Source organism: Burkholderia sp. FW306-1C-G01B, from assembly GCF_058781685.1.
The window spans coordinates 221,369-247,227 of the sequence record NZ_JBYSWZ010000004.1 but is presented as its reverse complement, the minus strand read 5'-3'; the positions used below and the strand labels follow the sequence as shown (position 1 = coordinate 247,227).

18 protein-coding genes and 1 pseudogene are annotated in these 25,859 nt (G+C 67.0%); 7 read left to right on the top strand and 12 right to left on the bottom strand.

Translation table 11 applies throughout. From position 1 onward, the window contains the following. Window positions 1-213: 213 nt before the first annotated feature. Both AC3WLY_RS10685 and AC3WLY_RS10680 read left to right on the top strand, forming a co-directional pair. Entirely contained in the window at window positions 214-1,374 is a 1,161-nt protein-coding gene (locus AC3WLY_RS10685; RefSeq protein WP_175963877.1) for a porin, read from the top strand. A gap of 411 nt (window positions 1,375-1,785) precedes the next feature. Continuing rightward, window positions 1,786-2,994 (top strand): transglycosylase SLT domain-containing protein, encoded by a 1,209-nt coding sequence (locus AC3WLY_RS10680; protein ID WP_492309402.1) that lies wholly within the window; start codon window positions 1,786-1,788, stop codon window positions 2,992-2,994. Window positions 2,995-3,175: 181 nt separating this feature from the next. On the opposite strand, the gene AC3WLY_RS10675 is transcribed toward AC3WLY_RS10680, so the two are convergent. Next, on the bottom strand, window positions 3,176-3,505 hold the full coding sequence (locus tag AC3WLY_RS10675; protein ID WP_310134801.1) for a hypothetical protein: 330 nt from the start codon (window positions 3,503-3,505) through the stop codon (window positions 3,176-3,178). A 240-nt stretch (window positions 3,506-3,745) separates the two neighbouring features. Beyond that, window positions 3,746-4,492 (bottom strand): MipA/OmpV family protein, encoded by a 747-nt coding sequence (locus tag AC3WLY_RS10670; protein WP_175963880.1) that lies wholly within the window; start codon window positions 4,490-4,492, stop codon window positions 3,746-3,748. A gap of 243 nt (window positions 4,493-4,735) precedes the next feature. On the opposite strand from AC3WLY_RS10670, the gene AC3WLY_RS10665 reads away from it, so the two are divergent. Both AC3WLY_RS10665 and AC3WLY_RS10660 read left to right on the top strand, forming a co-directional pair. Beyond that, entirely contained in the window at window positions 4,736-5,464 is a 729-nt protein-coding gene (locus AC3WLY_RS10665; protein WP_175963881.1) for a response regulator, read from the top strand. Beyond that, the gene (locus AC3WLY_RS10660) at window positions 5,465-6,841 is read left to right on the top strand and encodes an ATP-binding protein (protein WP_492309401.1); all 1,377 of its coding nucleotides are present in this window, start codon (window positions 5,465-5,467) and stop codon (window positions 6,839-6,841) included. Window positions 6,842-6,905: 64 nt separating this feature from the next. Here AC3WLY_RS10660 and AC3WLY_RS10655 read toward each other — a convergent pair whose 3' ends face one another. From AC3WLY_RS10655 to wecB, 9 genes are all read right to left on the bottom strand, one after another. Then, entirely contained in the window at window positions 6,906-7,946 is a 1,041-nt protein-coding gene (locus tag AC3WLY_RS10655; protein ID WP_492309400.1) for a FecCD family ABC transporter permease, read from the bottom strand. After that, on the bottom strand, window positions 7,943-8,935 hold the full coding sequence (locus tag AC3WLY_RS10650) for an ABC transporter substrate-binding protein (RefSeq protein ID WP_492309399.1): 993 nt from the start codon (window positions 8,933-8,935) through the stop codon (window positions 7,943-7,945). Before AC3WLY_RS10650 ends, AC3WLY_RS10655 begins: the two co-directional genes overlap by 4 nt. Continuing rightward, window positions 8,932-9,699, bottom strand: coding sequence for an ABC transporter ATP-binding protein (locus AC3WLY_RS10645; protein WP_432207803.1), 768 nt, complete (start codon window positions 9,697-9,699; stop codon window positions 8,932-8,934). The genes AC3WLY_RS10650 and AC3WLY_RS10645 overlap by 4 nt, the downstream gene beginning before the upstream one ends. Before the next feature lie 29 nt (window positions 9,700-9,728). Then, window positions 9,729-11,819 carry a TonB-dependent receptor gene (locus AC3WLY_RS10640; RefSeq protein WP_492309449.1) on the bottom strand — a complete coding sequence of 697 codons (2,091 nt, stop codon included), beginning with the start codon at window positions 11,817-11,819 and terminating at the stop codon, window positions 9,729-9,731. A gap of 231 nt (window positions 11,820-12,050) precedes the next feature. Beyond that, window positions 12,051-13,040 (bottom strand): NADPH:quinone oxidoreductase family protein, encoded by a 990-nt coding sequence (locus tag AC3WLY_RS10635; RefSeq protein ID WP_425131509.1) that lies wholly within the window; start codon window positions 13,038-13,040, stop codon window positions 12,051-12,053. 147 nt (window positions 13,041-13,187) lie between these two features. Then, window positions 13,188-15,017: an acyl-CoA dehydrogenase gene (locus AC3WLY_RS10630; protein ID WP_492309398.1), complete on the bottom strand. Its 1,830-nt coding sequence runs from the start codon at window positions 15,015-15,017 to the stop codon at window positions 13,188-13,190. A 191-nt stretch (window positions 15,018-15,208) separates the two neighbouring features. Next, window positions 15,209-17,536 carry a xanthine dehydrogenase family protein molybdopterin-binding subunit gene (locus tag AC3WLY_RS10625; RefSeq protein ID WP_492309397.1) on the bottom strand — a complete coding sequence of 776 codons (2,328 nt, stop codon included), beginning with the start codon at window positions 17,534-17,536 and terminating at the stop codon, window positions 15,209-15,211. Next, window positions 17,533-17,994, bottom strand: coding sequence for a (2Fe-2S)-binding protein (locus tag AC3WLY_RS10620; protein ID WP_175963889.1), 462 nt, complete (start codon window positions 17,992-17,994; stop codon window positions 17,533-17,535). Before AC3WLY_RS10620 ends, AC3WLY_RS10625 begins: the two co-directional genes overlap by 4 nt. A gap of 554 nt (window positions 17,995-18,548) precedes the next feature. Further along, window positions 18,549-19,766, bottom strand: coding sequence for a non-hydrolyzing UDP-N-acetylglucosamine 2-epimerase (gene wecB, locus AC3WLY_RS10615; RefSeq protein WP_175963890.1), 1,218 nt, complete (start codon window positions 19,764-19,766; stop codon window positions 18,549-18,551). A 1,327-nt stretch (window positions 19,767-21,093) separates the two neighbouring features. On the opposite strand from wecB, the gene AC3WLY_RS10610 reads away from it, so the two are divergent. The 3 genes and pseudogenes from AC3WLY_RS10610 to AC3WLY_RS10600 all read left to right on the top strand — a co-directional run. After that, window positions 21,094-22,182: a hypothetical protein gene (locus tag AC3WLY_RS10610; protein ID WP_492308529.1), complete on the top strand. Its 1,089-nt coding sequence runs from the start codon at window positions 21,094-21,096 to the stop codon at window positions 22,180-22,182. A gap of 47 nt (window positions 22,183-22,229) precedes the next feature. Beyond that, window positions 22,230-24,047, top strand: a complete 1,818-nt coding sequence (gene glmS / locus AC3WLY_RS10605; protein WP_175963892.1) for a glutamine--fructose-6-phosphate transaminase (isomerizing) — start codon at window positions 22,230-22,232, stop codon at window positions 24,045-24,047. A gap of 174 nt (window positions 24,048-24,221) precedes the next feature. Next, a pseudogene (locus AC3WLY_RS10600) lies at window positions 24,222-24,590 on the top strand (transposase); the annotation flags it as partial. 14 nt (window positions 24,591-24,604) lie between these two features. Here the strand turns inward: AC3WLY_RS10600 and AC3WLY_RS10595 are convergent. Next, on the bottom strand, window positions 24,605-25,846 hold the full coding sequence (locus AC3WLY_RS10595) for a HEAT repeat domain-containing protein (RefSeq protein WP_492308530.1): 1,242 nt from the start codon (window positions 25,844-25,846) through the stop codon (window positions 24,605-24,607). Window positions 25,847-25,859 lie beyond the last annotated feature (13 nt).

Sequence of the window (25,859 nt, the reverse complement as noted above, 5' to 3'; positions counted from 1 at the left end):
ACGAGATATGTAAAACGCCATATATAAATCGCGAAATGAAAACCAATTGATACACGATCGTCAATAATTCAAATCCATCAATAGTGAATTTCGGGGTACATCACTGTCTGCGTCAGGCCACAAAAGAGAATTTCATTTTTGCCGTTTTATTCCGGATCTGTAGTCTCCTGCCATTCCGGATCACGAACACGAGCCAATGCGCAAGGAGATGAAATGAAACGCACGACCCTCTCTCTGATTTCCGTCGCGTCATTCGCGGCAATGCCCGTCGCGCATGCGCAGTCGAGCGTCACGCTGTATGGCGTGATCGACACGTCGATCACCTACGTGAACCATGCGCAGGGCAAGGACAACGCGTGGATGCTCGGCAACAGCAGCGCGGGCAACCTGGCCGGCAGCCGCTGGGGCGTGAAAGGCACCGAGGATCTCGGCGGCGGGCTGAAGGCGCTGTTCCAGCTCGAGAACGGCTTCGACCCGAGCAACGGCCGGCAGGGCCAGGGCAGCCGCCTGTTCGGCCGCCAGGCGTTCGTCGGCCTGACGAGCGACCGCTACGGCACGCTCACGTTCGGCCGCCAGTACGATCCGCTCGTCGACCTCGTGCAGGGCATCACCGCCGACAATTACCTCGGCAGCGTATTCGCGACGCCGGGCGACGTCGACAACTACGACAACAGCTTCCGCGTCGACAACGCGGTGAAGTACACGTCGGCCGTCTATTCGGGCCTGCAGTTCGCGGCGATGTACTCGTTCGGCGGCATCGCCGGCAGCACGGGCTCCGCGCAGTCGTATTCGGCCGCCGTGTCGTACAACAACGGCCCGTTCAGCATCGCGGGCGGGTACTTCCACGCGACCAACAGCCCCGCGTCGAACGGCCTGCGCAGCGGCTGGACCAGCTCGTCGGACGGCACGTTCGACGGCCCGATCAACAACGGTTATGCAAGCGCGCACTCGATCGGCATCGCGCGCATCGCCGGCCAGTACGTCGCCGGTCCGTTCACGTTCGGCCTCGGCTACAGCAACGCGCAGTACCGCCGCGACGCGAGCTCGGTGTTCGGCTCGAACGAGCACTACAACACGGGGCAAGGCTTCGTGAACTACCAGGCGACGAACGCGCTGCTCGTCGGCGTCGGCTACAGCTACACGCGCTCGGGCGGCGACACGTCGGCCACCTATCACCAGGTATCGGCCGGCGCGGACTACAACCTGTCGAAGCGCACCGACGTCTACCTGACCGCCGCCTACCAGCACGCGAGCGGCCAGACCGGCGACGGCAACGGCGGCTCGATGGCCGCACAGGCATCGATCGGTTCGTACGGCTATGCGGGCACGAGCTCGCAGACGATGGTCAACCTCGGCCTGCGTCACCGCTTCTGATGCGAAGCGGCCGGTTGCGCGCCGCGCGGCCGGCCGGAACCGCATGCACCCGCACGGCGGCTTCGGCCGCCGTTGTCTTTCGGTCGTCTTTTCATCGCCCTTTCCGGCCCGGATACCGACTGCCGGGCGATTTCCATTCCGCTTGATTCAGCGCCGTTTTCCCGGCATGACTGACGCGATGCGTCAGTATTCAGCGCATCGCCACCGCACCGGCATTCGCCTAAAAGGCGGCCATTTTTACCGATCCAACTTTGTCGCGGCCGGTGATCCGACGCGATAAAAAGGCGGGGCGAGCGCCTGGGCAAATGCAAAGGAAAGTTTGACGCGAGCCATTTGTCTGCGCGCTATGGCACACTTCGCGTCTCTCGTCATTTCCTTGCACCGGGCGGCCGGATTCCGCCCCATCCTGCCATGCCGCGTCAGACAACCCGTTCGATCAGCCGCGAAACGCTGAAAGTCGCCTCGACGATTGCGATGTCGTGCGTGCTGCACGGCGTCGCGCGCGCCGATTGCCTCGACGACGCGGCCGCGTTCCAGCACGTGAGCGTCGCCCTGATGCGCGGCATCGCGCAGGTCGAATCGGGGATGAATCCGAACGCCGTCAATACGAATACGAACGGCACGGTCGACATCGGCCTGATGCAGATCAACAGCACGTGGCTGCCGACGCTCGCGCGCGAAGGCATCACGCGGGAGAGCCTGTTCGATGCATGCACGAACGCGTATGTCGGCGCGTGGATCCTGTCGCAGAACATCCGCCAGCTCGGCCCCAACTGGAACGCGATCGGCGCGTACAACTCCGCGTCGCCCGACAAGCGCCTCGCGTATGCGCGCAAGGTCTATGATGCAATCCGGACCATGCCGGATTCGCCGGATACTCCCATGCCCATCCTTCCGCCCTCCTTTACGCCGCCGCAACAGCAACAGGCGTACAACCCGTTCGCGAGCCTGAGCGTCGCGGCGCCGCAGGTCACGCGAGCGCGCACGGTATCGCCGGCCCCGCCGCCGCCTCCTCCGCAAGGCGGACCTGCCGGTCCGGCCGGTACGTACAACTTCGGATGGACGGTCACGGGCGCGGACCAGGCGAAGCCGACCCAGGTGTTCGACGACGGTGCGCGGATCTACGTGCAGTTCAGCGACATGAAGCACGTGCCGGCGATCTTCACCGAAACGTCGTCGGGCCGCGTGCTGATGTCGTGGGAGCTGCAGTTTCCGTATGCCGTCTTGACGCGCCCCGCGCAAACGTTGATCTTCCAGTTGGGGCCGTTCGAGGCGCGTGCGCAGCGCGGCGCGGCCGGGATGACGGCACAGGCGGCCGGGACGCAGCGGCCCGGGGCTTCGACTTCGGCGCAGTCCGCATCGAAAGCGGCTGCGAATACGCCGGCGACGCGTACGGCGTCGGCCGATGCGCTGTGGTATCTGAACACGCCGTCGACGTCGGGCGCGACGGCGACGGCGTCGAATACGCCGAGTACGGCCAATATGCCGAATACGGCCGCCACGTGGCCGACTGCGGTGACGTCGAATACGCCGCCGCCGACCCCAACGACCAAGGCGCCGGCTGCGGCCGCTCAGCCGGCGCGCGTCAGCACGGATGCGCTGTGGTACATCTCGAAATAGCGCACCCGCGCTGCCGGCTGCACACTGGTGGTGGCGATCGCCGCTTGATGGTCGGCCGCCATTCGATGGCGCTCATGCGGTCCGCCGGTTGCCGTTCCGCCGTGCCGTGGTTCATCGAGAATCACCCGCGGATAGTGTGAGCGATGCCGGCAGCGAACGCGCCTCCCGCCGACCGCGTCGATCACCCACGCCGCACCCACACCACCTTTCCGTCGCGAATGCCGAGATCGCGACGATCTTCCCGATAATCCATCGTGCCCGGCAACGACTTGCCGTCACGCTCGAGCACGCGCCACTGGCAGCCGTCGAGCAATGCGGCCGCTTCGGCCTCGCTCTTGCCGATCAGCGCGTCATCCGGCCCCGCGTCTGCCTTGCATGCGCGCGACACGCCCGGCTGCCCGGCGTTCGCCGAAGCGCCGCCGCCATTCGCGTTCTTCGTGTTCATGTCCGCACATCCGGCAAACGTTGCGCCCGCAACGAGCGCAACCATCATCGTGATCGCTTTCTTCATCGATTTCTCCGTTATGCCCGGCCGGCGAACGCGCGACGTTCCGGCCGACCGGGCCTGTTCCATCCGTGACCGGTTGCGCGCGCAACCTGCATTGCCGAAGCGGCGCCGTCACGGGCCCGGCTCGATGCCGAAGCCTCGAGCATGTTACCGCACGCGATTGACCATGACGACGCGACGCCGAATCCTGCTTCGCCTGCGCGTGCGCGATCGAACCGCGCAGCGGATCGGCGTCGGCCGCGCTCAGAACTTGTACGTCACGCCGGTCATTCCGGAATAGTTGCTGCGCGTCTGCACGATCGGGCTGTCGCCGTAGCGCCCCAGCAGCCGCGTGAAGCTGCCGGTCGCGTGCACCGACCAGTGCCGCGACACGTCCCAGTTCCAAGCGACCGACATCGTCGCGCTGTCGACGCCGCCGCTCGTCGAGTAGGGTCTGAATCCGCTCGTCATCGACTGCGCATCGGTCACGCCGTAGAACGTCTGCATATACCGTCCCGTGCCCGCATGCACGCTGCCCGTCACGACGATCTCGTGCCGCCCGGCCTTGAACACGGGCACCGCGAGATCGAGGTGCCCGGACAGGCCGCGCGACGTATGCGTGACCGGCGCGTCGACCGTGACGCTCAGTTCGCCGCCGTCCAGCAGCTTCACGCCCGCACGCATGCCGACCAGCACCGAGCCCGGAACACGGCCCATTCCCTTCAGGTGGTCCGAGCCCGGCAGACCGAAGCGGTTTTCGTCGGCGCGGCCCGCGTCGTAGCCCACCGCCGCCGACACGAACGCGCCGTTCGGCAGGTTCAGCCGATAGCCGGCCCCCGCACCGGTGTCGATGAAAAAGCCGTTGCCGAACATCGCCGAAAACGACGGCCCGACGACGACGCGATACTGGTTGCTGCCCTGGTAGCGCGGCGCGACGCCGCCGCCGAGCGATATCGCGTACTGGTTTTCGGCGTGGGCGACGGCGGCCAGGGTCAGGCCGGCAAGCGGCATGCAATAGCGGGAGAAGTGGAGGAATGGACGCACAATATCGAGATAAGAATGACGAAGCCCGAAGTCTAGGTGCGGCCGCGCGGCGGAACTGTCCGGAATCTGCGGTGAATCTGTGCCCAATTGTGTTCGAGTGTTCCCGATTGTCTTGCGGTGGCTCAGGCCGCCGCAACGCGGATAGAATTCGAGTGCCGCGCCGCGCCCGCCTGCCGGAGTGCCAGACGACGCGAGCATTTCGGGGAGACCATGAACGACAATCCGCTCAAATACCGTGTGCTGCTGATCGAGGACGACGACCGCCTCGCGCAGCTCGTACGCGAATATCTCGACGGCTATGAATTCGCGGTGACGGTCGTGCGACGCGGCGATCTCGCGGTCGCCGCGGTGCGCGAACACCGGCCCGCGCTCGTGATACTCGATCTGATGCTGCCGAATCTCGACGGGATGGAAGTCTGCCGGCGCATTCGCGCGTTCACCAACGTCCCGGTGCTGATTCTCACCGCGCGCGCCGACGTCTACGACCAGGTCGCCGGCCTCGAACTCGGCGCCGACGACTACGTGACGAAGCCGATCGAGCCGCGCGTGCTGGTCGCCCGTGCGCGTGCGCTGCTGCGGCGCGCGCAGCCCGCCGCACCGGAATCGCCGGCCAATGCGCCGGCGCACGCGCTCGTGTTCGGCGAGCTGACGATTTCGCCGCCGAACCGCACGGTCACGTGGCGCGGCGAACTCGTCGACCTGAAGACCGCCGAATTCAACCTGCTGCTGATCCTCGCGCGTGCGGCCGGCACGGTGCTGAGCCGCGACGACATCCTGAAGCAGCTGCGCGGAATCGAGTTCGACGGGCTCGACCGCTCGGTCGACTCGGGCATCTCGAAGCTGCGCCGCCGCTTCGAGGACGCATCATCGGAGCCGCACCGGATCAAGACGATCTGGGGCCGCGGCTATCTGTTCAGCCCTTCCGCGTGGGACGAGTGAATGCTGCGCCCGCTGATCAAGCTGTACCTCATCGTGATCCTGTGCTGCGCGGCATCGATCGTGTTCATTCAATACGCGTTCGACCGGATCTTCTCCGAGCGCGTTGCTCAGGCGCAGCGCGATTCGCTGACCACCTACGCGTTCGTGCTGAACGACTACCTCGAACGTCATCCGGGCGCGCAGCGCGCGCTCGCCCTGCGCGAACTCGCGCAGCACGGCAACGAACGATTCGGCTTCCTGACGATGGCCGACGCCCGCACCCAACTGAGCGGTGCGCCGCTGCGCGACCTCGAAGCGGGCAGGATCGCAATCAGCTACAACCGCAAGAACTACTACATGCCGCTCGCCGACGGCTCGGTGCTGCACGCGCGCCCGATCGAGCCGGCCGACCTCGACATCAGGATATATGCGTATCTGGTCGTCGCGCTCGCGGCGCTGTTCGCCGTCGCGCTGTGGACCTACTATCACTGGCGCGACCTGCGCAAGCTCCAGGCGGCCGCGCATGCATTCGGCGCCGGCGATCTGTCGACGCGCATGAAGCTGTCGGGCCGCTCGAACGTCTACGCGTTGTCGCAGCAGTTCAACGACATGGCCGAGCGGATCGAGGCGTCGATCACGCAGCAGCGCGAAATGATGCACGCGATCTCGCACGAACTGAAGACGCCGCTCGCACGCCTCGAATTCGGGCTCGCGCTGCTCGCCGAGCCCGACGAAACGGGGCGCATGCGCGCACGCCGCGATGCGCTGCGGCACGACGTGCGCGAACTCGACGAGCTCGTCACCGAGCTGCTGACGATCGGCCGGCTCGAACAAGGCGCGAGCCAGCTCGCGCCGATGGAAGTCGTCGTCGATGCGCTGATCGACAGCGTCGCCGGCAACGTCGCGAACGACATCGCCGATCGCGGGATCACGCTCGACGTGTCGACGTGCGGCGCGCCCGCCACCTACGTATGCGATCCGAAGCTCGTCGCGCGTGCGTTGCTGAACCTGATCCGCAACGGCGCGCGCTATGCGTCGCACACGGTACGGCTGTCCGCGACGAGCGACGCGTCCGGCATGCTGGTGCTGAGCGTCGACGACGACGGCCCCGGCATTCCGGCCGTCGAGCGCGCGCGCGTGTTCGAACCGTTCCAGCGGCTCGATTCGAGCCGCGACCGGCAGACGGGCGGATTCGGTCTCGGGCTTGCGATCGTGCGGCGCGTCGCGCTCGTGCATGGCGGCAACGTCCGGCTCGACGATTCGCCGCTTGGCGGCGCACGCTTCGTGATCACGCTGCCCGCGCGAACGCTGGCGGACAGTCTCTTCGACGTAGCGGGAACCATCGCCCGCGCCGACGCGCCCGGCGACAGCACGAGCACAGCCACACCGCCGCGCTGAAGCGCACGACAGGGCACCGCCCCGCCCTCGCCTGACGGCGTGCCGCCAGCGCGTGCGCTGCCGCTCAGCGTCGGCGCAGCAGCGCGACGAAGAACAGGCTGCCGAACAGCGCGGTCACGATGCCGATCGGTAAATCCTCCGGCGCCGCGAGCGTACGGGCCGCGACATCGGCCCACACGAGCAGGATCGCGCCCGTCAGCGCGGCGACCGGCAGCAGCCTGCCGTGCTCGGCGCCGACCACGCGACGGCACAGATGCGGCGTCACGAGCCCGACGAAGCCGATCGCGCCGCTCACCGCGACCATCGCGCCCGTCGCGAACGATGCGACGACAAACACCTCGCGCCGCATCGGCGCGCTCGCCACGCCGAGCGCGGCCGCCGCGACATCGCCCGACATCAGCGCATTCAGTTCGCGCCGGCGGGCGTACATCACACCGCCGGCGAGCGCCGCGCACACGGCCGGCACCGGCAGCAGATCCCAACGCGCGAGCCCGACCCCGCCGAGCATCCAGAACAGCACCGACGACGCGGCGCGTTGGTCGCCGAGATACAGCAGCAGGTTGCCGAACGCGGCCATCATGAACGACACCGATACGCCCGCGAGCAGCAAGCGATCCGATTCGAGCCGGCCGCGCCGGTAAGCAAGCGCGACGACGCACGCGGTCGCCGCAAGCGCGCCCGCGAAGGCGGCGGCCGACAGCGTGAACGGGCCGAACGCCGCGCCAGTCACCACCGTGACCGCGACGGCGCCGAGCATCGCGCCCGCGCTCACGCCGAGCAGGTGCGGATCGGCGAGGCGGTTTGCGGTCGCCGCCTGCAACGCGACACCGACCGCCGCCAGCGTCGCGCCGACAATCGCGGCCAGCAGCGCCCGCGGCATCCGGATCAGCCACACGATGCTGTCGTCGCCCACGCCCGCCGCAAGCGCGCCGGCAGCGCCGAACGCCGACGCGATATGCGTGGCGACGATCCGCACCGCGACCGGCATCGCGATCGGCGCGGGACCGAACGCAGCCGACACGACGATCGACACGATCAGCAGCACGGCAAGCGCCGGCAGCACCACGCGCATGCCGGGCCGCGACGCCTGCATGGCCGCGCTCATCGCGCCGGCCCGGCGAACGCGGCCGGATACAGCGCGCGCGCGAGCGTCTCGACGGCCACTACGTTCTCGGGTCCCGGCGTCGCCGCATCGTACGGAATCACGACGAAGCGCCGGTCGCGGATCGCGGCCACGCGCGCGAGCGCCGGCTGGCTCGACAGGAACTGCTGCTTCTGCACGGCCGTCACGGCCGAATAGTCGACGATCACGATGACCTGCGGATCGCGTGCGACCACGCTCTCCCAGTTCACCTGCGTCCAGCTGCGCGGCACGTCGTCCATCACGTTGCGCGCGCCCGCCGCCGCCAGCAGCGCGGTCGGCATCGCAAGCGCGCCCGCCGTCATCGGCTTGTCGGTGCCGCTGTCGTAGACGAACGCGCGCAGCGGCTCCGGGCGCCCGATCGCGCGCGACACTGCCGCGAGACGTGCGCGCATCGCGGCGACGACCTGCGCGGCGCGCGCATCGACGCCGAAGATCCGGCCGAGATTGTTCAGGTCCCGGAACACGTCGTCGAACGACGCGGCTGATTGCTTCATCACATGCGAGCACGATTCGGTCAGTTCATACGTGCGGATGCCGAACGGCGCGAGCGTCGCGGGCGTCACCGGGCCGCCGACATGCATCCCGTAGTTCCAGCCCGCGAGATAGAAGTCGGCGCGCGCGGCGGCCAGCACCTCGAGCGACGGATACTGGCTCGCCAGTTCGGGCACGCCGCGCAATGCGTCGCGCACTCGCGCGGTCCCCGTCTTCCAGCCGGCGATGCCCGTATAGCCGACGAGCCGGTCCTTCAGGCCGAGCACGAGCATCATCTCGGTCAGGTTCACGTCGTTGCTCACCGCGCGGGTCGGTGCGCGCTCGAACGTCACGTCGCGGTTGCAACTGCGCACGGTGACGGGATACGCGCCCGCGTGAACGGCGGCGCAGCCGAGCACGGCCGCGGCCACCAGCCGGCGGGATACGAAGGACGAGGCAGGTAACGGCATGGCGGTCATTCCGGATGAAGCGGCGTGATACGCGGCCGGCCCGTGACGGGATGCCGATCGACGAGCGCGGCGACGCCGAACACGTCGCGCAGCAGCGCTTCGGTCAGCACGTCGTCCGGCGCGCCGGACGCGACGACCCGGCCGTGCGCGAGCACATGGAGCCGGTCGCAATACGCGGCCGCGAGGTTGAGGTCGTGAATCGTCGCGAGCGTCGCGATGCCGAGGCGCCGCACGCGCGCGAGCAGTTCGAGCTGGTGACGCAGGTCGAGATGGTTGGTCGGTTCGTCGAGCAGCAGCAGTTCCGGTTGCTGCGCGAGCGCACGGGCCAGCAACGCACGCTGCTTCTCGCCGCCCGACAGCGACGCGAAGCGTTGCGCACGGCGCTCGGCGAGGCCGACGTCGTGTAGCGCGGATTCGACGATCCGGCGATCGTCGGCCGACTCCGCATCGAACGGCCGCTTGTGCGGCGTGCGGCCCATGCCGACCAGTTCGTCGACCGTCAGCCCGAAATCGTCCGGCGTCTCCTGCTGCAGCACCGCGATCCGTTGCGCGACCGCGCGCGGCCGCATGCGCCACACATCCTGCGCATCGAGGGCAACATCGCCCGCATCCGGCCGCGCGTAACGGAACACGCAGCGCAGCAGGCTCGTCTTGCCGCTGCCGTTCGGGCCGACCAGCCCGACGAACTCTCCCGCGGCGACGCTCAGCGTCACCGAATCGAGCACGGCGAGCGCGCCGCCGGGAGACCAGCTCACGCGATCGATGTCGAGCATGTGCACCACTGAAGGCTCGCGGCGCCGCACTAGAAGCGCATCGTCGCGACGAGCTCCGCCGAGCGCGACGGACCGAGCAGCCATTGCTCGCCGGCGTTCGACGTCGTCACCGCGTACGTGCGGTTCGCGAGATTGCGCAGATACAGCGCCAGCTCGGTGCGCGACGTCGGCCGCCACCGCAGCGACGCATCGAACACCGTGTACGACGGCACCTTCAGGCGGTTCGCATCGTCGCCGTACGTCGCGCCGACATGACGCACGCCCGCGTTCGCCTGCCAGCACTCGGCGAACGCCCAGCCGAGCCACAGGTTCGCCGTCTGCCGCGGCACGTTGGACGGCACGTTGCCGGCCCGTGACACCGTCGCGCCGCCAGCTACCTGGTTGAATTCGTCGTAGCGTGCATGCAGCAGCGCGACGTTCGCATCGATCGTCCAGCCGTGCGGCAACCGCGCGCCGCCCGTCAGCTCGACGCCGCGCGACGATTGCCGGCCGACCTGGTGGCGCAGCGCGGGATTGACCGGATCGGTGCTGAGCAGGTTGCGCTTCGTGATGTCGTACACGGCGAACGTCCAGTATGCGCGGCCGTCGAACAGCGTCTGCTTGAGGCCCGCTTCCCACTGTTCGCCGGTCGCGAGCCGGTAGTTCGCCTGCGACGCGGACAGCGTCACGAGCGAGCCGAGGCCCTCCGCGCCGGTCGTGTACTGCGCATACGCGCTGAGTGTCGGCGCGACCTCCAACACGAAGCCCGTGCGCCAGCCGACGTTCGCGAAACGCTTGTCGAAGCCCGCGCCGGTCGCCGCCTGCTCGCGGCTGAACGCGATGTGGTCGTATCGCAGGCCGCTCACCCACGCGAGCCGCGGCAGCACTTCGAGCCGGTTCTCGGCGAACACCGCCGCCTGCCGCGCACGCGTGCCGAACTGCGGCACCGTCGGGTCGGGGCTCGCGAACACGCCGGGGTCGAAGCCGTGCGCCGCTACCGTCGATTCGCCGCCGTACGGCGAATTGTTGATGCCGTCGAACGTGATCTGGCTGAACTCCGTGCCGACGACGAAGCGGTTCGCGCGGCCGAACAGCGTGCCGTCGAAGCGCGCGCTCAGCCGGTCGCCGATCTGCCGCTGATGGTGACCGATGTCGAGATAGTCGCCGCGCGTCACAAGCCCGGTCGCAGGGTCCAGCGCATACGATTCGGCGTTGCGCCAGTGGCGGTTCGAAGTCAGGTAGTAAAGCTGGTTGTCGATCGTCACGCCGGCCGTGGGCCGGTAGCGGGCCGACAGGCGTGTCCACTGGTCGTAGTACGCGATCGTCGCATCGCCGACGTTGTAGTTGAGCTTGCGCAGCGACGGATCGAGCACGCCGTTCGGCGCGGGCACGCCGTAGTACGTCGCAGGCATCTGGCGGCCGTAGTCGTAGTCGAGCGTCAGCGTGAGTTGCGGGCTCACGTCGAATCTCAACGCACCGCCGACCGCCGTCGTATGCGTGTCGGCCCGCTCGGCAAGACCGTTGGCACGCGCATCGCTCGCGTAGAAGCGGTACGACAGCCGCGGGCCGAGCGCGCCCGTCGTATCGAACGCGACGCGCTTCGCGCCGTCGGGGCCGACGCCGACCTGCAGCGTCGTCTCGCGCGTGCGCTGCGGCCGCTTCGGCACGACGTTCACGACGCCGCCGATCGCCCCTTCGCCGTACAGCACCGACGCCGGGCCGCGCAACACCTCGATGCGCTCGACCGACCACGTATCGAACGGAAACGTGATCGTGCCGGCGGCCGGCATCAGCCGCACGCCGTCGAGCAGCGTCATCACCGATTCCTGTCCGCTGAAGCCGCGCACGCTCAACGCGGTGCCGCCGTTGCCGGGCGCCATCGCGCTCGAGAATCCCGCCGTGCGCGTAACCGCATCGAGCACCGTGCGATCGCCGCGCGCTTCGATCGTGTCGGCCGTGACCGTCTCGACGCTCGCCGGCGTATCGAGGCTTGCCAGCCCGAGCCGCGAACCCGTTTCGAGCGGCTGCGTCAGCGGGTCGGCCTGCGCCGGGCGCGCGGTCACGCTGATCGCCGGCAACGCGTGCCGGTCGTCCGGTGCGGGGGCTACCGCTTCGGCAGCCAATGCGCCGGAGGTCGCCATCGCGCAACCCAGCAGGGTCGTGCAGCCGCGCGCCGCGCGTGCGCGCCAGGCGCCGGTGTTCCGGCGCGACGCAGCATGGTGCCGCCCCCCGCACGCCAGGTTGTTTCTGGATTTCGTCACGTCGTATCGATCTTCGTTTGGTGTCGTCGCCGGCGAGGTTGCCCGGCACGGCCGGCCGACGACGAAAACGTCAGATGATACAATATATCAATTTGCTTCGTCAGGATTTTGTCAGCTTGGGCCTGCGTCCGGCAGGATCACCACCTTGCCCTTCACCTGCCGGTTCGCCATCCGCGCGATCGCGTCGGCCGCGCCGGCCAGCGACACGCGCTCGGTGATCGCGGGCCGCACCTTGCCGGCCGCGAACCATTCGGCAAGCAGGTGCATGTTCGCGACATGCTGCGCGGGGTTGCGGCGCACCGCGTCGCCCCAGAACACGCCGAGAATGTCGCGCTCCTTGAGCAGCGCCAGGTTCAGCGCGATCTTCGGGATCTCGCCGGCCGCGAAACCGACCACGAGGAACCGGCCGTGCCACGCGGTCGCGCGCAGCGCCGCCTCGCTGTATGCGCCGCCCACCGGATCGTAGACGACGTCGGCGCCGCGTCCGCCGGTCAGCTCGTCGACGCGGCGGCGCAGGTCTTCGGTCGAATAGTCGATCGTCTCGTCGGCGCCCGCCGCGCGGCACAGCGCCAGCTTGTCCGCACTCGACGCCGCCGCGATCACGCGCGCGCCGAGCGCCTTCGCGATCTCGATCGCGGCGAGCCCGACGCCGCCCGCCGCGCCCAGCACGAGCAGCGTCTCGCCTTGTTGCAGGCACGCGCGCTGCTGCAATGCGTGCAGCGACGTGCCGTAGGCGAGCACGAGCGCCGCGCCCTGCTCGAACGTCATGCCCGGCGGCAGCGCGGCGATCTGGTGCACGTCGGCCACGCACTGTTGCGCGAACCCGCCGTGCCCGGTGAACGCGACGACCGAATCGCCGGGCCGCCACGCGCTCACGCCTTCGCCGACTGCATCGATCACGCCGGCAAACTCGGCGCCCGGCGAGAACGGCAGCGCCGGCTTCACCTGATACAGCCCCTGGACGATCAGCGCATCGGGGAAATTGAGCGACGCCGCCTTCACCTGAATCCGGACCTGGCCCGCAGCCGGTTCGGGAATCGCGACGTCCTCGATGCGCAAGCGATCGATCGGGCCGAATGCGGTACACAACAGGGCTTTCATGCTCTCCTCTCTCCTTGCGCGGCGTGGCCGGGCATCGGTACGGTCTGCGGGATACGCCCGCACGGCCGGTTCACGACGAATACGCGGCGGCCGGCAGGCCGGCATCCGCTACATCTTCAGCATTCCGGAATGTCGTCACGACAACGTTCAGAACCACGCGTCGTGCATGTCGAGCGTCGTCGTGTCGACGCTCGACAGCAGATCGAACTGCGCATCCACCTTCGGCAATTCCCAGCGGAAAAAGTATCGGGCCGCCGCACGCTTGCCGTCGTGGAAATCGCCGTCATGCCCGTGCGCGGCGAGCGTCACGTCGAGCCACAGCCAAGCGACGACGAGATGGCCGAACGCTTCGAGATAGACGCTCGCATTCGCGAGTCGCGTCTGCGGATCGCCGATCGCGCCCAGCTGCCGAGTGACGTCGCACAGCCGCGCCCAGCGCTGCGCCAGCGCATCGGCCTGCTCACGTGTGCCGGCATCCAGCGCCCGCGCGTGTTCGACGGACGCGCGGATCCGCGCGTCCAGCGCGCGCAGCAAGGCGCCGTCGTCCTGCGCGACCTTGCGGCCCAGCAGATCGAGTGCCTGGATCCCGTGCGTGCCTTCGTGAATCGGATTGAGGCGATTGTCGCGATAGAGCCGCTCGACCGCGTAGTCGCGCGTGTAGCCGTAGCCGCCGTGCACCTGGATCGCGAGATCGTTCGCGGCGAGGCACCACTGCGACGGCCAGCTTTTCGCGATCGGCGTCAGGATGTCGAGCAGACGCGCGGCATTGGCGCGCACCGCCGCATCTTCATGCGCGCGCCCTTCGTCGACCAGCTTCGCGCAGTACAGGATCAGCGCCAGGCCGCCTTCGACATAGGCCTTCTGCGCAAGCAGCATGCGCCGCACGTCCGGATGCGCGACGATCGGCGCCTGCGGCGCCGCGGCATCCTTGCCGGCCGGCCCGAGCGGACGCCCCTGCGGCCGGTTGCGCGCGTAGTCGAGCGCGTGCAGATACCCCGTGTAGCCGAGCGCCACCGCACCCGCGCCGACACCGATGCGCGCCTCGTTCATCATGTGGAACATATACGCGAGGCCGTGGTTCGGCTCGCCGACCAGATAGCCGATCGCGCCCGCGCGCCCTTGCGGACGATAGCGCGTGCCTTCGCCGAAATTCAGCAGGCAGTTGGTCGTACCGCGATAGCCCATCTTGTGGTTCAGGCCGGCGAGCACGACGTCGTTGCGTTCGCCGGCTGCGCCGCCGTCGGTTCCCGGCAGGTACTTGGGCACGATGAACAGCGAGATGCCGCGCGTGCCGGGCTGCAAGCGGCCGTGCTCGTCGGGAATCTTCGCGAGCACGAGGTGGACGATGTTCTCCGCCAGCTCGTGTTCGCCGCCGGAAATCCACATCTTGTTGCCGGTCAGCCGGTAGCGCGGGCCGAGCGGCGAATCACGTTCGAAATCCGCACGCGTCGCGATGTCGGACAGCGACGAACCGGCTTGCGGCTCCGACAGGCACATCGTGCCGAGGAAACGCCCTTCCAGTTCCGGGCGCGCGAACGCGTCGATCTGTGCGGCGCTACCGTGCGCGACGAGCAGGTTCGCGTTCGCGACGGTCAGGAACGGATAGGCGGCGGTCGCGATGTTCGCGGCCTGGAAGAACAGGAACGATGCGGCTTCGATCAGCTTCGGCAACCGCATGCCGCCGAGCGCTTCGTCGTGGCCGGCGGCGATCAGCCCGGCGTCCGCAAACGCTCGCACGGCCGGTTCGACTTCCGGGATCAGCGTCACGCGCTCGCCGTCGAAATGCGGCTCCTCGCGGTCGCCGCGCGCCGCGTGCGGCGCGAACAGATCCTCGGCGATCCGCTCGCTGGTATCGAGTACCGCATCGAAGGTCTCGCGGCTGTGCTCCGCATGGCGAGGCAGCGCGACGAGCGCTCCGGCATCGAGCCAGTCGTACAACAGGAACGCGAGGTCGCGTCGCGACATCAACAGGCTCATCGTGCCGTCTCCCGGGTGCCGGCCTTGTCAGCCGAATGAATGGATCCGCGATTGCAAGTGCTGGCAGAAATTTAGCACGACCGTTCGCAAACGACAACGACAGGCGCGCGACTCCGCGTACCCGGGATGAGCCGATCGTTCAAGGATCGAGCATGCGGGCCGCACGATGCGGCCCGGCCTCGGGTATTGCGTCAACCAGCCTGCGGCTTCGCGAGCTGATCGGCGACAGGCAGGCTGCGGATGCGCGTGCCGGTCGCCGCGAAAATCGCGTTGGTCAGCGCCGGCGCGACGGGCGGCAGGCCCGGCTCGCCGACGCCGCCGAGCGGCGTCGCGAAGTCGTCCGGCGCGACGAGATGCACGCGGATTTCGCGCGGCGCCTCGTTCATTCTCAGCACCTGGAAGCCGTTGAAGTTGCTCTGTTCAGGATGCCCGTCCTTGAACGTGATCTCGCCGTGCAGCGCAATGCCGAGCCCCATCACCACCGCCCCCTCGAGCTGCGAGCGCACGCGCTCCGGATTGACCTGCGGCCCGCAGTCGATCGCGATGTCGACGCGCGGCACCGAGATCTTGCCGTCCGCACCGACCTGCACCTCGCACACCGCGGCCGTGTACGACACGAAGCTGCGATGCGCGGCTATCCCGAGCCCGTGCCCCTTCGGCAGCTTGCGTCCCCAGCCGGCTTCGCGCGCGACCGTCTCGACCACGCGCCGCAGCCGCCCGGTGTCGACCGGATACAGCGCGGGATCCTCGCCGTAGTTCACGTTCTTCACCGTGATGTGCGGCTCGAAACGCCGTGCGGGCCCGATCAGCTCGAGCAGGAAATCCTTCGGGTCGCGGCCGGCCGCGTGTGCGAGCTCCGACACGAAGCTCTGGACTCCGAACGCATGCGGAATGTTGTAGACCGAGCGGAACCAGCCGATCCGCGTGTGCGCTTGCGCGGCCGGATTCTCGATCCGCACGTTCGGAATCGCGAACGGCAGATCCGCGATCCCTTGCGCGAGCTCGCCCGGCTGCTCGTGCACGACGCCGGCCCTGAACGTCGACTGGATCGACGGCGCGACCGTGCGATGCTGCCACGCGACCACGTTCCCCGACGCATCGATCCCGCCGTCGAATGCTTCGAGCGACACCGCGTGGAAATAGTCGTGCGCGATGTCGTCCTCGCGCGTGAACGTCAGCTTGACCGGCGCGCCGACCGCCTTCGACAGCAATGCCGCCTCCACCACGTAGTCCGGTTTCGACTTGCGGCCGAAACCGCCGCCGAGCAGCGTCACGTTGACCGTCACGTGCTCCGTCGGCAGCCCGAGCGCCTTCGCGATCTCGTCGCGCGTGGTCTGCGGCGCCTGCGTGCAGGTCCATACTTCGCAGCGGCCGTCCGCCACCCGCGCGACGGCCGCGGGCGGCTCCATCGTCGCGTGCGCGAGATGCGGGATGTAGTACGTCGCGCGCACGCGTTTCGCGGCGCCGGCGAGCGCCGCGGCCGCATCGCCGTCGTTGCGGATCACGTCGCCCGGCTGCGCGGCGGCCGCCTCGAGCGTCTTGCGATACGCGGCCGAGTCGTAGCTCGCGTTGGGTCCGTGCTTCCAGTCGATCTTCAATTGCGCACGCGCCTGGATGGCCGTCCACGTGTCGCGTGCGACGACGGCTACGCCGCCGAGCGGCTGGAAGCCGGACGGCAGCGCCGTCGACGCGAGCTGCACGACCTTGACGATGCCCGGCAGCTTCTCCGCGGCCGAGGCGTCGAACGACGCCACCGTGTCGCCATAGGCCGGCGGTCGCGCGACGACCGCATACAGCATGCCGTCGAGCCGCGTGTCGATCCCGTAGTGCGCACGGCCGCCGACGATGTCGCGTCCGTCGATCAGGGCGGTTTTGCCCTTGCCGATATAGCGGAATTCGGCCGGCGCCTTCAGCATCACGGTGGCGGGATCCGGCACCGGCAGCGCGGCCGCTTTCGCCGCGAGCTCGCCGAAGCCGAGCTTGCGTCCGCTCTTCGTATCGACGACCTCGTGCACCGTCACCTTGACCTGACGCGCGTCGACGCCCCACGCCATCGCGGCAGCCTGCTCGAGCATCGTGCGCGCGGCCGCGCCCGCGCGGCGCAGCGCGGCGAAGCTCTGCCGCAGGCTGCGCGAGCCATCGGTGTTCTGGTTGCCGTAGCGAGGCTCGTCGCCGACAGCCTGCGCGACCTTCACGCGCGCCCAGTCCGCGCCGAGTTCGTCGGCCACCACGAGCGCGACGCTCGTGCGCACGCCCTGCCCCATCTCGGAGCGGATGCAGGTCACGGTGACGGTGCCGTCCGTTGCGATCGCAACGAACAGGTGCGGATCGTCGCGCAACCCGTGCGGCATCCCGGCGCCGCCGTATTGCGGATTCGCGCTGACGGGCGGCTGCACCGGCGCGGCCGCGCGCGCGAGCGACGGCACGCCGAACGCGAGCAGCAGCCCGCCGGATGCGGCGAAGCCGAGCAGCAGCGCGCGGCGGCTTTCGTTGTGGACGGAGAGTTCGGGTGCGCTCATGCGGCACCTCCGCGGCGCACGGCCAGTCGGATCGCCGCGCGGATGCGCGTATAGGTGCCGCAGCGGCAGATGTTGCCGGACATCGCATCGTCGATGTCGGCGTCGCTCGGATGCGGATTCGTCTTCAGCAGCGACGCGGCCTGCATGATCTGCCCGGACTGGCAGTAGCCGCATTGCGCGACGTTCAGTTCCTGCCATGCCTGCTGCAGCGGATGCGTCAGGTCCGTCGACAATCCCTCGATCGTCGTCACGCGTTTGCCGGAAGCGGCCGCGACGGGTGTGATGCACGAACGGATCGCGACACCGTCGAGATGCACGGTGCACGCGCCGCACAGCGCCATGCCGCAGCCGAACTTGGTACCGGTGTGGCCGAGGACATCGCGCAGATACCACAGCAACGGCATGTCGGGATTGCCGTCGAAATGCTGTTCGCTACCGTTGACGGTCAGCATGATCATCGTTCACCTCCTGGTTGCGACACCCGCGTCGGACAGGCATCGAGTGGGGATTCGAACGGCGCGGCGCACATTCCGAACAACCAGGCAGGCGTGGCGCCGTTTCGTGGATCGTGTCGCCTGCAGACACGATCGGGCCGATGCCGCAAACGAGGCTGTCGTCCGGTTGCCTTCGCAACCTTTCGATGACATCCCGGTCAACCGCTCGTCCGCATGGATCGCCGATCGCATTATCGAACCATTTCGAATTTGCCGTCGGATCGAGGCGATTCGAGAGTTTTAGGCAATCGGGGAGGAAGTTCAGCCGGGAAAGGGATGTTGCGACTGGTCATGCCTGTCGGTGACGTCGCCGGTGGCTTGCGTGTCGGCGTCTCGATGCGTGGCGGAAGGCGATTCTTTCTCGTTCCCGCACGCCGCCCGATGCGATCAACGGGCCGACGAACGGGAAATGGTCGATCGCGAAATCGCGCAAATGCAAAGGTCCGGCCGGCCTCCCGGCCGGACCGGACCTTCGCACGACCACATCGAACGGTTCGGACGCTACCGCGCGATCACGTTCATCGCGACCTCAACGCCTGCAACCCCAGCGTGAGCGCGTTATACGGCATTTCCGCGGCGCCCATCGAAAAACTCGTCGTCTTCGCGGTTGCCCCCGGCGTACGCATCAGCGCGTGAACGATCCGCTCGCTCGCATGCCCGTCGCCATACGGATTGCTCGCGCGCGACATTTCCTCGTATGCCCTTTCGTTGTCGAACAGTCGCGACGCCTCCCAGACGATCCGCTCCTGATTGGTGCCGACGAGCCGCGCGGTGCCGGCCTGGATCGCTTCGGGCCGCTCGGTCGTGTCGCGCGTGACAAGCACCGGCTTGCCCAGCGCCGGCCCTTCCTCCTGAATGCCGCCCGAATCGGTGATGATGAAATGTGCGCGCGACATCAGGAATACGAACGACAGATATTCCTGCGGCTCGATCAGGTAAATGTTCCGCGCGCCGCCGAGCAGCGCGCGCGCCGGCTCCCGCACGTTCGGATTCATATGCAGCGGATAGACGAACTGCGCATCGCGATAGCGGTTCGCGAGCGTGCGCAACGCCTCGCAGAAATGCCGGAACGGCTCGCCGAAGCTCTCGCGGCGATGGCCGGTGATCAGCACGACGCGACGCGACGGTTCGAGGAACGGAAAACTCGCGGCAACCTTTTCCGTCAGCTCGGCATTGTGGTCCAGCATGCGCTTGACCTCGTGCAACGCATCGATCACGGTGTTGCCGGTCAGCACGACCGCGCCCCCCGGCACGCCCTCGCTGAGCAGGTTGTCGCGCGCCTTCCCGGTCGGCGCGAAATGCCACGACGATACCGCGTCGGTCACACGGCGATTCAGTTCCTCCGGCCACGGCGACCAGATGTCCCCGCTGCGCAAACCGGCCTCCACGTGCCCGACCGGCAAGTAGCGGTAGAACGCCGCGAGACTGACCGCAAGTGTGGTCGTCGTATCGCCGTGCACCAGCACGACGTCCGGACGCAATTCGTCGAAGACCACGCCGATCGCCTGAAGAATACCGGTCGTCACGTCGGTCAGCGTCTGACTTTGACGCATCAGGTCGAGATCGTAGTCGGGCTTGATGTCGAACAACGTCAGCACCTGATCGAGCATTTCCCGATGCTGCGCGGTCACGCATACCTTGACGTCGACATCCGTCTGCGCCTTCAGCGCGCGCACCAGCGGCGCCATTTTGATGGCCTCCGGCCGAGTCCCGAACACAAGCAAGATCTTTTTCATCGTTGTCCTCGTTTAGCCACCTCGCGCCGAATGACCCTGCTCGTGGCGCGAAGCATGTATTCAGGCGGCGCCTCCCGGACTCGCACGCGATCAACGCGTAGCGACGTCGCGGGGCGAGCGCGCCGTCCTGTCCGCGCGGTCTCCGCCACGCGAATCGTCGTACTACCGGCGTTCCGTTGCACCTGATCGATCACGTCATGAGTCGTTCCTCGCCGGGCCGTGCGTCACGTCTGTTGGTCACGCCTCAACCACTACAGCAATAATCAAACCAACCGCCCTGCGGCCGGGTCGCGTTCGTTCGACGCACGCGGCGCACATGCCGCGCGTGCGGAATGTTTCACAACTGCTACGAGCGTCGCATCGCCCGGCGAGCACGGCATGGATAAACATCCGGTCGGTCGCACGATCCATCCGGCGACGTCGTCCGATAAATAACGAATTCATGTCGAGCGCCCATTGCGCCCCGGACCTCGCGCATCTTTCGAAGTGCTTTGCGCCGCCTCGATTCGAAACTTTTGTCTGTGCAGTGCGCGGCGTGCAATCGACCGCTCGGCCACTGTCGTGCACGAAAGATTTCCCGACATGCGGCGGCATTCGCGCCGCATGAGTCCGCGGGAGCGAAATGTTGCGAATGTGTAACGCAAATCCGGAACCGGCGGTTACATCCGAGTCCGGTCCAGTCGGCGCTCGCGGCAACCGGCACCGCCCCGGCTTCCCGTCCTCTGCATATGCAGCGAATAGCGCGTGATGCACCGACCGCGCAAAGCCGCCCCCGGCAAGGTGGCACCGGTTCGGCAGACAAATCGCACGCCGCATGGCGCGTGCGGGCCGCGACGTCGACCGCGTGCCGTCGCACCGCTTGCGCACAAGCTGATTCGCCAGTGAATCAAAACCCGCCGCCGCCGCCCGGTCCGCATTCGCAGCCCGCCCTCCCGCCCCTTGCTGCACGGTGCATCGCGGCCGATGGCTCACGCCTTGCTTAATACCGGACAGGTGTGTCCCGAAGTACTCGCACGACAGCGGACAGACGGAGGCGCCGAAGCAACGAAACCGGGAGGCGACGCGACGCGTCCGCCCGGGGCGAAAGACAGCCGCCCCTGCGCGACGAACGTGCGGTCGTTTCCCGTCGAGATCCGCGCGATCCGCGGGCCGCCTTCAAGCGCTCATGCGACGAACCGGCTCGTGAGCGCGAATAGCGGCACCAGCCTCAAGTTCACCAGCACCAGGGTGCACTGAGCCACAACGTCGACACGCTCGCCGGGCGCGACGCGGCCAACGCCGCACCCGGCGACGATTGCGAAGGACCACCGCGCAGGAGCCCCCGATCATGAACCGGCCCGCGCTTTTCCCGGCTGCACGCGCATGCGTGACGGCCGCCGCCCGGCTGCGCCGCCTGTGGCACGTCGCCTGCTGTGTCGCCGCGTGCGGCTTCGCGCTGCACGCGAGCGCCGCCGAGCTCCTGCTCAACGGGCTGTACCAACGCCCCGACGGAGCGATCACCGTACGCCTGAACGGTGCCGGCATCGATCCTTATTTTGCGGCGAAGGCGCTGCTCGCCGCCTCCGATGCGCGACTCGACGCGCATCAGGCCGCACTCGCATGGATCGCCTGGCTGTTGCCGCGTCAGCGTCCGGACGGCGGCTTCGATCGCTACTGTGTGAAGAACGGCCAGTACAGCCCGTGCGCCGAAGCGGACACCGACGACGCGATGATGGCGACCTGGATCGAACTGCTCGCCCGTTTCGCACCGCCCGACGGCATGCCCGCTGCATGGGAACTCAGCCTGAGCCGCGCAGGCGCGCATCTGGACACCCTGCTCGACAAGCCTGCCGGCGTCTATCAGATCTCGTCGTCGCAGCACGTCGCGCTGCTGATGGACAACGTCGAGGTGCACGGCGCGTTCCGGGCGCTCGCGGCGTACTACGTACAGCGCGCCGACTACATGCACGCAGACCCGTGGAGCCAGCGTGCCGACCAGCTCGCGTCGGCGATCCTGAAGGTGTTCTGGCGCGGCGCGCAATCCGGCTTTCGCGCCAGCACGCAGCAAGTCGGCGGCACGAGTTTTTATCCGGCGAAAGTCGCGCAGATTTTCCCGCTCCTGTCCGATATCAAGGTTCCCGAACAATCCAACGAGATGATCTATGCGCAATGGATGCAGAAGTACGGCAGGACGTGGCAGCAACTCGCCGGCACCGATTATCCGTGGGGCTTGATCGCACTGGTCGCGTTCAAGATGAACGACTGGAGCACGGTCGCCTGCTGGCATGCGCGATCCGGCCCGTACCGTCACGGTGCGCACTGGAACGTACTGGAGGAATCGCTTTATCTGGCCTTCGAAAGCCGGATGGCGGAGCCCGTAACACCTGCTCAATGCGGATTCACGACGGCGTCGGCAACGGCAACCGCGTCGCACTGATGCAAGGGTGCGCGGTCCATGATGATCAAAAGGGAAGGAGACGTGTAATGTGTGGCATCGTCGGCGCGGTCGCGCAACGGGACATCGTCCCGATTCTGATTGAAGGTTTGCGTCGCCTCGAATATCGCGGCTACGATTCATGCGGCGTCGCAACGGTCGTCGACGGCCAGGCGCGCCGCGAACGCAGCATGTCGCGCGTCGCCGATCTCGACGCACACGTGCGCAGCACCGGCCTGACCGGCAGCACCGGCATCGCGCACACCCGCTGGGCGACGCATGGCGCACCGGCAACCTGCAACGCGCATCCGATTTTCTCGCGCGACGAAATCGCGCTCGTACACAACGGCATCATCGAGAACCACGAAACGTTGCGCAAGCAACTTTCCGACAAGCACTACGAGTTCGACGGCCAGACCGACACCGAGGTCGTCGCTCACCTGATCCACAGCAAGTATCGCGGCGACCTGCTCGCCGCCGTGCGCGATGCGACGTCGCAGCTTCACGGCGCCTATGCGATCGCGGTGTTCAGCAAACACGAGCCGCAGCGGCTGATCGGCGCGCGGGCCGGCTCCCCGCTCGTCGTCGGCGTGAAGGACGGCGAGTGCTTTCTCGCGTCCGACGCGCTCGCGCTCGCCGGCATCACCGACCGCTTCATTTTTCTCGAGGAAGGCGACGTCGTCGAGTTGACGGCAGGCGGCGTGCGCGTGCTCGATCGCAGCGGCGCGCCGGTCGAGCGCGCGATACAAACCGTTTCCTCCGCGCAAGGCGTGGTCGAACTCGGGTCGTACCGGCATTTCATGCAGAAGGAGATTTTCGAACAGCCGCAGGCGGTGGCCGCGACCATCCCGGATGCGGGGCTGTTCGATCCGGCCGTATTCGGCCCTGACGCCGCGCGGGCGTTCGGGCAGATCGACAACGTGCTGATTCTCGCGTGCGGCACGAGTCACTATTCCGGCCTGACCGCGCGCCGCTGGCTCGAAACGATCGCGCGCGTGCCCGCGCAGGTCGAAATCGCGAGCGAATACCGTTACAGCGACGCGCTCGCCACACCGAACACGCTGGTCGTGAGCGTGTCGCAATCCGGCGAGACCGCCGACACGCTCGCCGCGCTCAAGTACGCGCAGGCGCTCGGCCATATCGACACGCTGGCGATCTGCAACGTGCCGACCAGCGCAATGATGCGTCAGACGGGCCTGCGGTTCCTGACGCGGGCCGGCCCGGAAATCGGCGTCGCGTCGACCAAGGCGTTCACGACGCAGCTCGTCGCGCTGTTCATTCTCGCCGTGACGCTCGGGCGGCTGCGAGGTTATGTCGACGACGCGCAGCTCGCACGCTACACCATGCAGTTGCGGCGGCTGCCCGATGCGCTCGACGACGTGCTCAGGCTGGAGCCGCAGATCGAGCGCTGGGCGGCGGAATTCGCGCAGCACGAAAATGCGCTGTTTCTCGGGCGTGGGCTGCATTACCCGATCGCGCTCGAGGGCGCGCTGAAGCTGAAGGAGATTTCGTATATCCACGCGGAAGCGTATCCCGCGGGCGAGCTGAAGCACGGGCCGCTGGCGCTCGTCACCCATACGATGCCCGTCGCGACGATCGCGCCGAATGATGCGCTGCTCGAGAAGCTGAAGTCGAACATGCAGGAAGTGAGGGCGCGCGGCGGGCAGCTTTATGTGTTCGCCGATGCCGATACGCGGATCGACAACAGCGAGGGTGTGTCGGTGTTGAGGATGCCGGATTACTACGGGCTGTTGTCGCCGATTCTTCATGTGGTGCCGTTGCAGTTGCTTGCGTATCACGCGGCGTGTTTGCGTGGGGCGGATATCGACAAGCCGAGGAACCTGGCGAAATCGGTGACGGTGGAGTGATGGGGTTGTGTAACACGGGGCGGGACCGCGATGGTCTTCAAGGGTTCTGACTGGCCCGCCCTGCACGATTCGAGCGTGTGACGTACGACTTAGATGGCCGAACAAGTCGAGTTGGACCTATCCGCCATTTCGCGGGCAGGCATATCACGAGGTGTAAAGGTCATGGATATGCCAATGAAGAAGAAACGGCAAACTGTAGCGCGTCGGGCAGCGGCCCGCGGGCCGCTGCCTAAACTGCCACAGGAACTGCTGGACCAGTTGGTCAAGGGGCCGATGACGCCGGCCGAGGTGCAGGACCTGATGTTGGCGTTCAACAAGGCGGTCATCGAACGTGCGATGGGCGCCGAGATGAATCTGCATCTGGGCTACCCGCCGGGTCAACCTAAGCCGGCCGGCCAAGCCAACGAGCGCAACGGCGCCAGCGGTAAAACGGTCATCACCGATCGTGGCCCGGTCCGAGTCGACGTTCCCCGTGATCGCGACGGCAGCGTCGAACCAATCCTGATTCCCAAGCACGAGCGCCGCTTCACCGGATACTTTGATCTACGTCGGTAGTACTATGCAAAATTCCCCGGCTGACGCCATATCGGTGTTCGGATGTCCAATCTGGAAATCAAGATATTATGCGAAAACGCGTGCATTTGAGCTGCAAAGCGTTGCAATTGCGTACCCGAGCGGAAAATCCGGCCAACATGATCGGGGTTCACAGCGGACGATCCTACCAACCACGGAGTTCCGCTCTTGAAGTGAGCCCGATTTTTATTCCACCAGGAAGTAATTGCGCCATGGTCCGGTTGCAATCGCACCGAATCATGCTGCTGCAGCACAGTATCCTCGTCGTGCGTCGATGTCGTTCCAATCAGAAACTCGCTGTCATCAAGATCGATGCCAGTAATTAAATGCATCGCCTGAAATGCAGCGTCAGACAATCCGTTCGTCGCTAACTGGGCGATAAGATCGTCGACAAACGCCGGATCACCGTGATGAGCGACAAACGGCATTTTCAGTTCAGCAGGAAGCATTTCAAATACTTCTTGAGCCTCATGGTCGCCATAGCTCACCGCATGCCCGAGGTATCTGGCTAGTCGGTCCAGTCTTGCAAGTGCGATTTGCTTCGCCAAACCGCGCTGTTCCTCAGCCAGCGGCTTACATCGCCGGACTATGTCGACAAGCCGTCGCTTCACTCGCGTGTCACGTCCAAACGTCATTAAACCGTCAGCAGCGGCGATTTGGACATCTAGGTCATCGTCATCGAGTGCACGAAGAAGGAAATCTCGAGCAGATGCTGCGGGGAGTTCCGCCGCGAGATGGCAGGCAGCGACCCGCACCCAATGCGACTCATGATCGAAGTATCGAGCCACGTCCGGTGAGGCGGTCGGCAAAGCAAGCTCCCGCCGAGCGATTATCGACAGCGCCAATGGAAGCGAGTGCGCAGCTGCCTTCCATTGCTCGAGTCGGGCAAAGACAGCCTTACGCGATGCCCATGAGATCGCGCAACTGAATCCGTGTACAGTCGACTCGGCATGCTCGTCGAGCAAATCCCACGCAGGTTCAAACTGGCTGTCGGCGTATTTCTCGAACGAGAGCACTCCGTATACGAACGCGTCGCCGTGGGATTTCCAGCGATCAAGCTCTCTGCGCGCCATCAGCATTCCGGCGTCGCCCGCCACACGTAGCCCATCGAGGTTTGCCTCAAGCAGACTATGAAACGATGCCAATTTCGTGATCGACACTGTCGGCGAACATAAGCTGCTGTCGCTCTGGCTCCAGTAGAACGCGGCATCCTGCGCGTGCCGCATCAGCAGTGGTCGT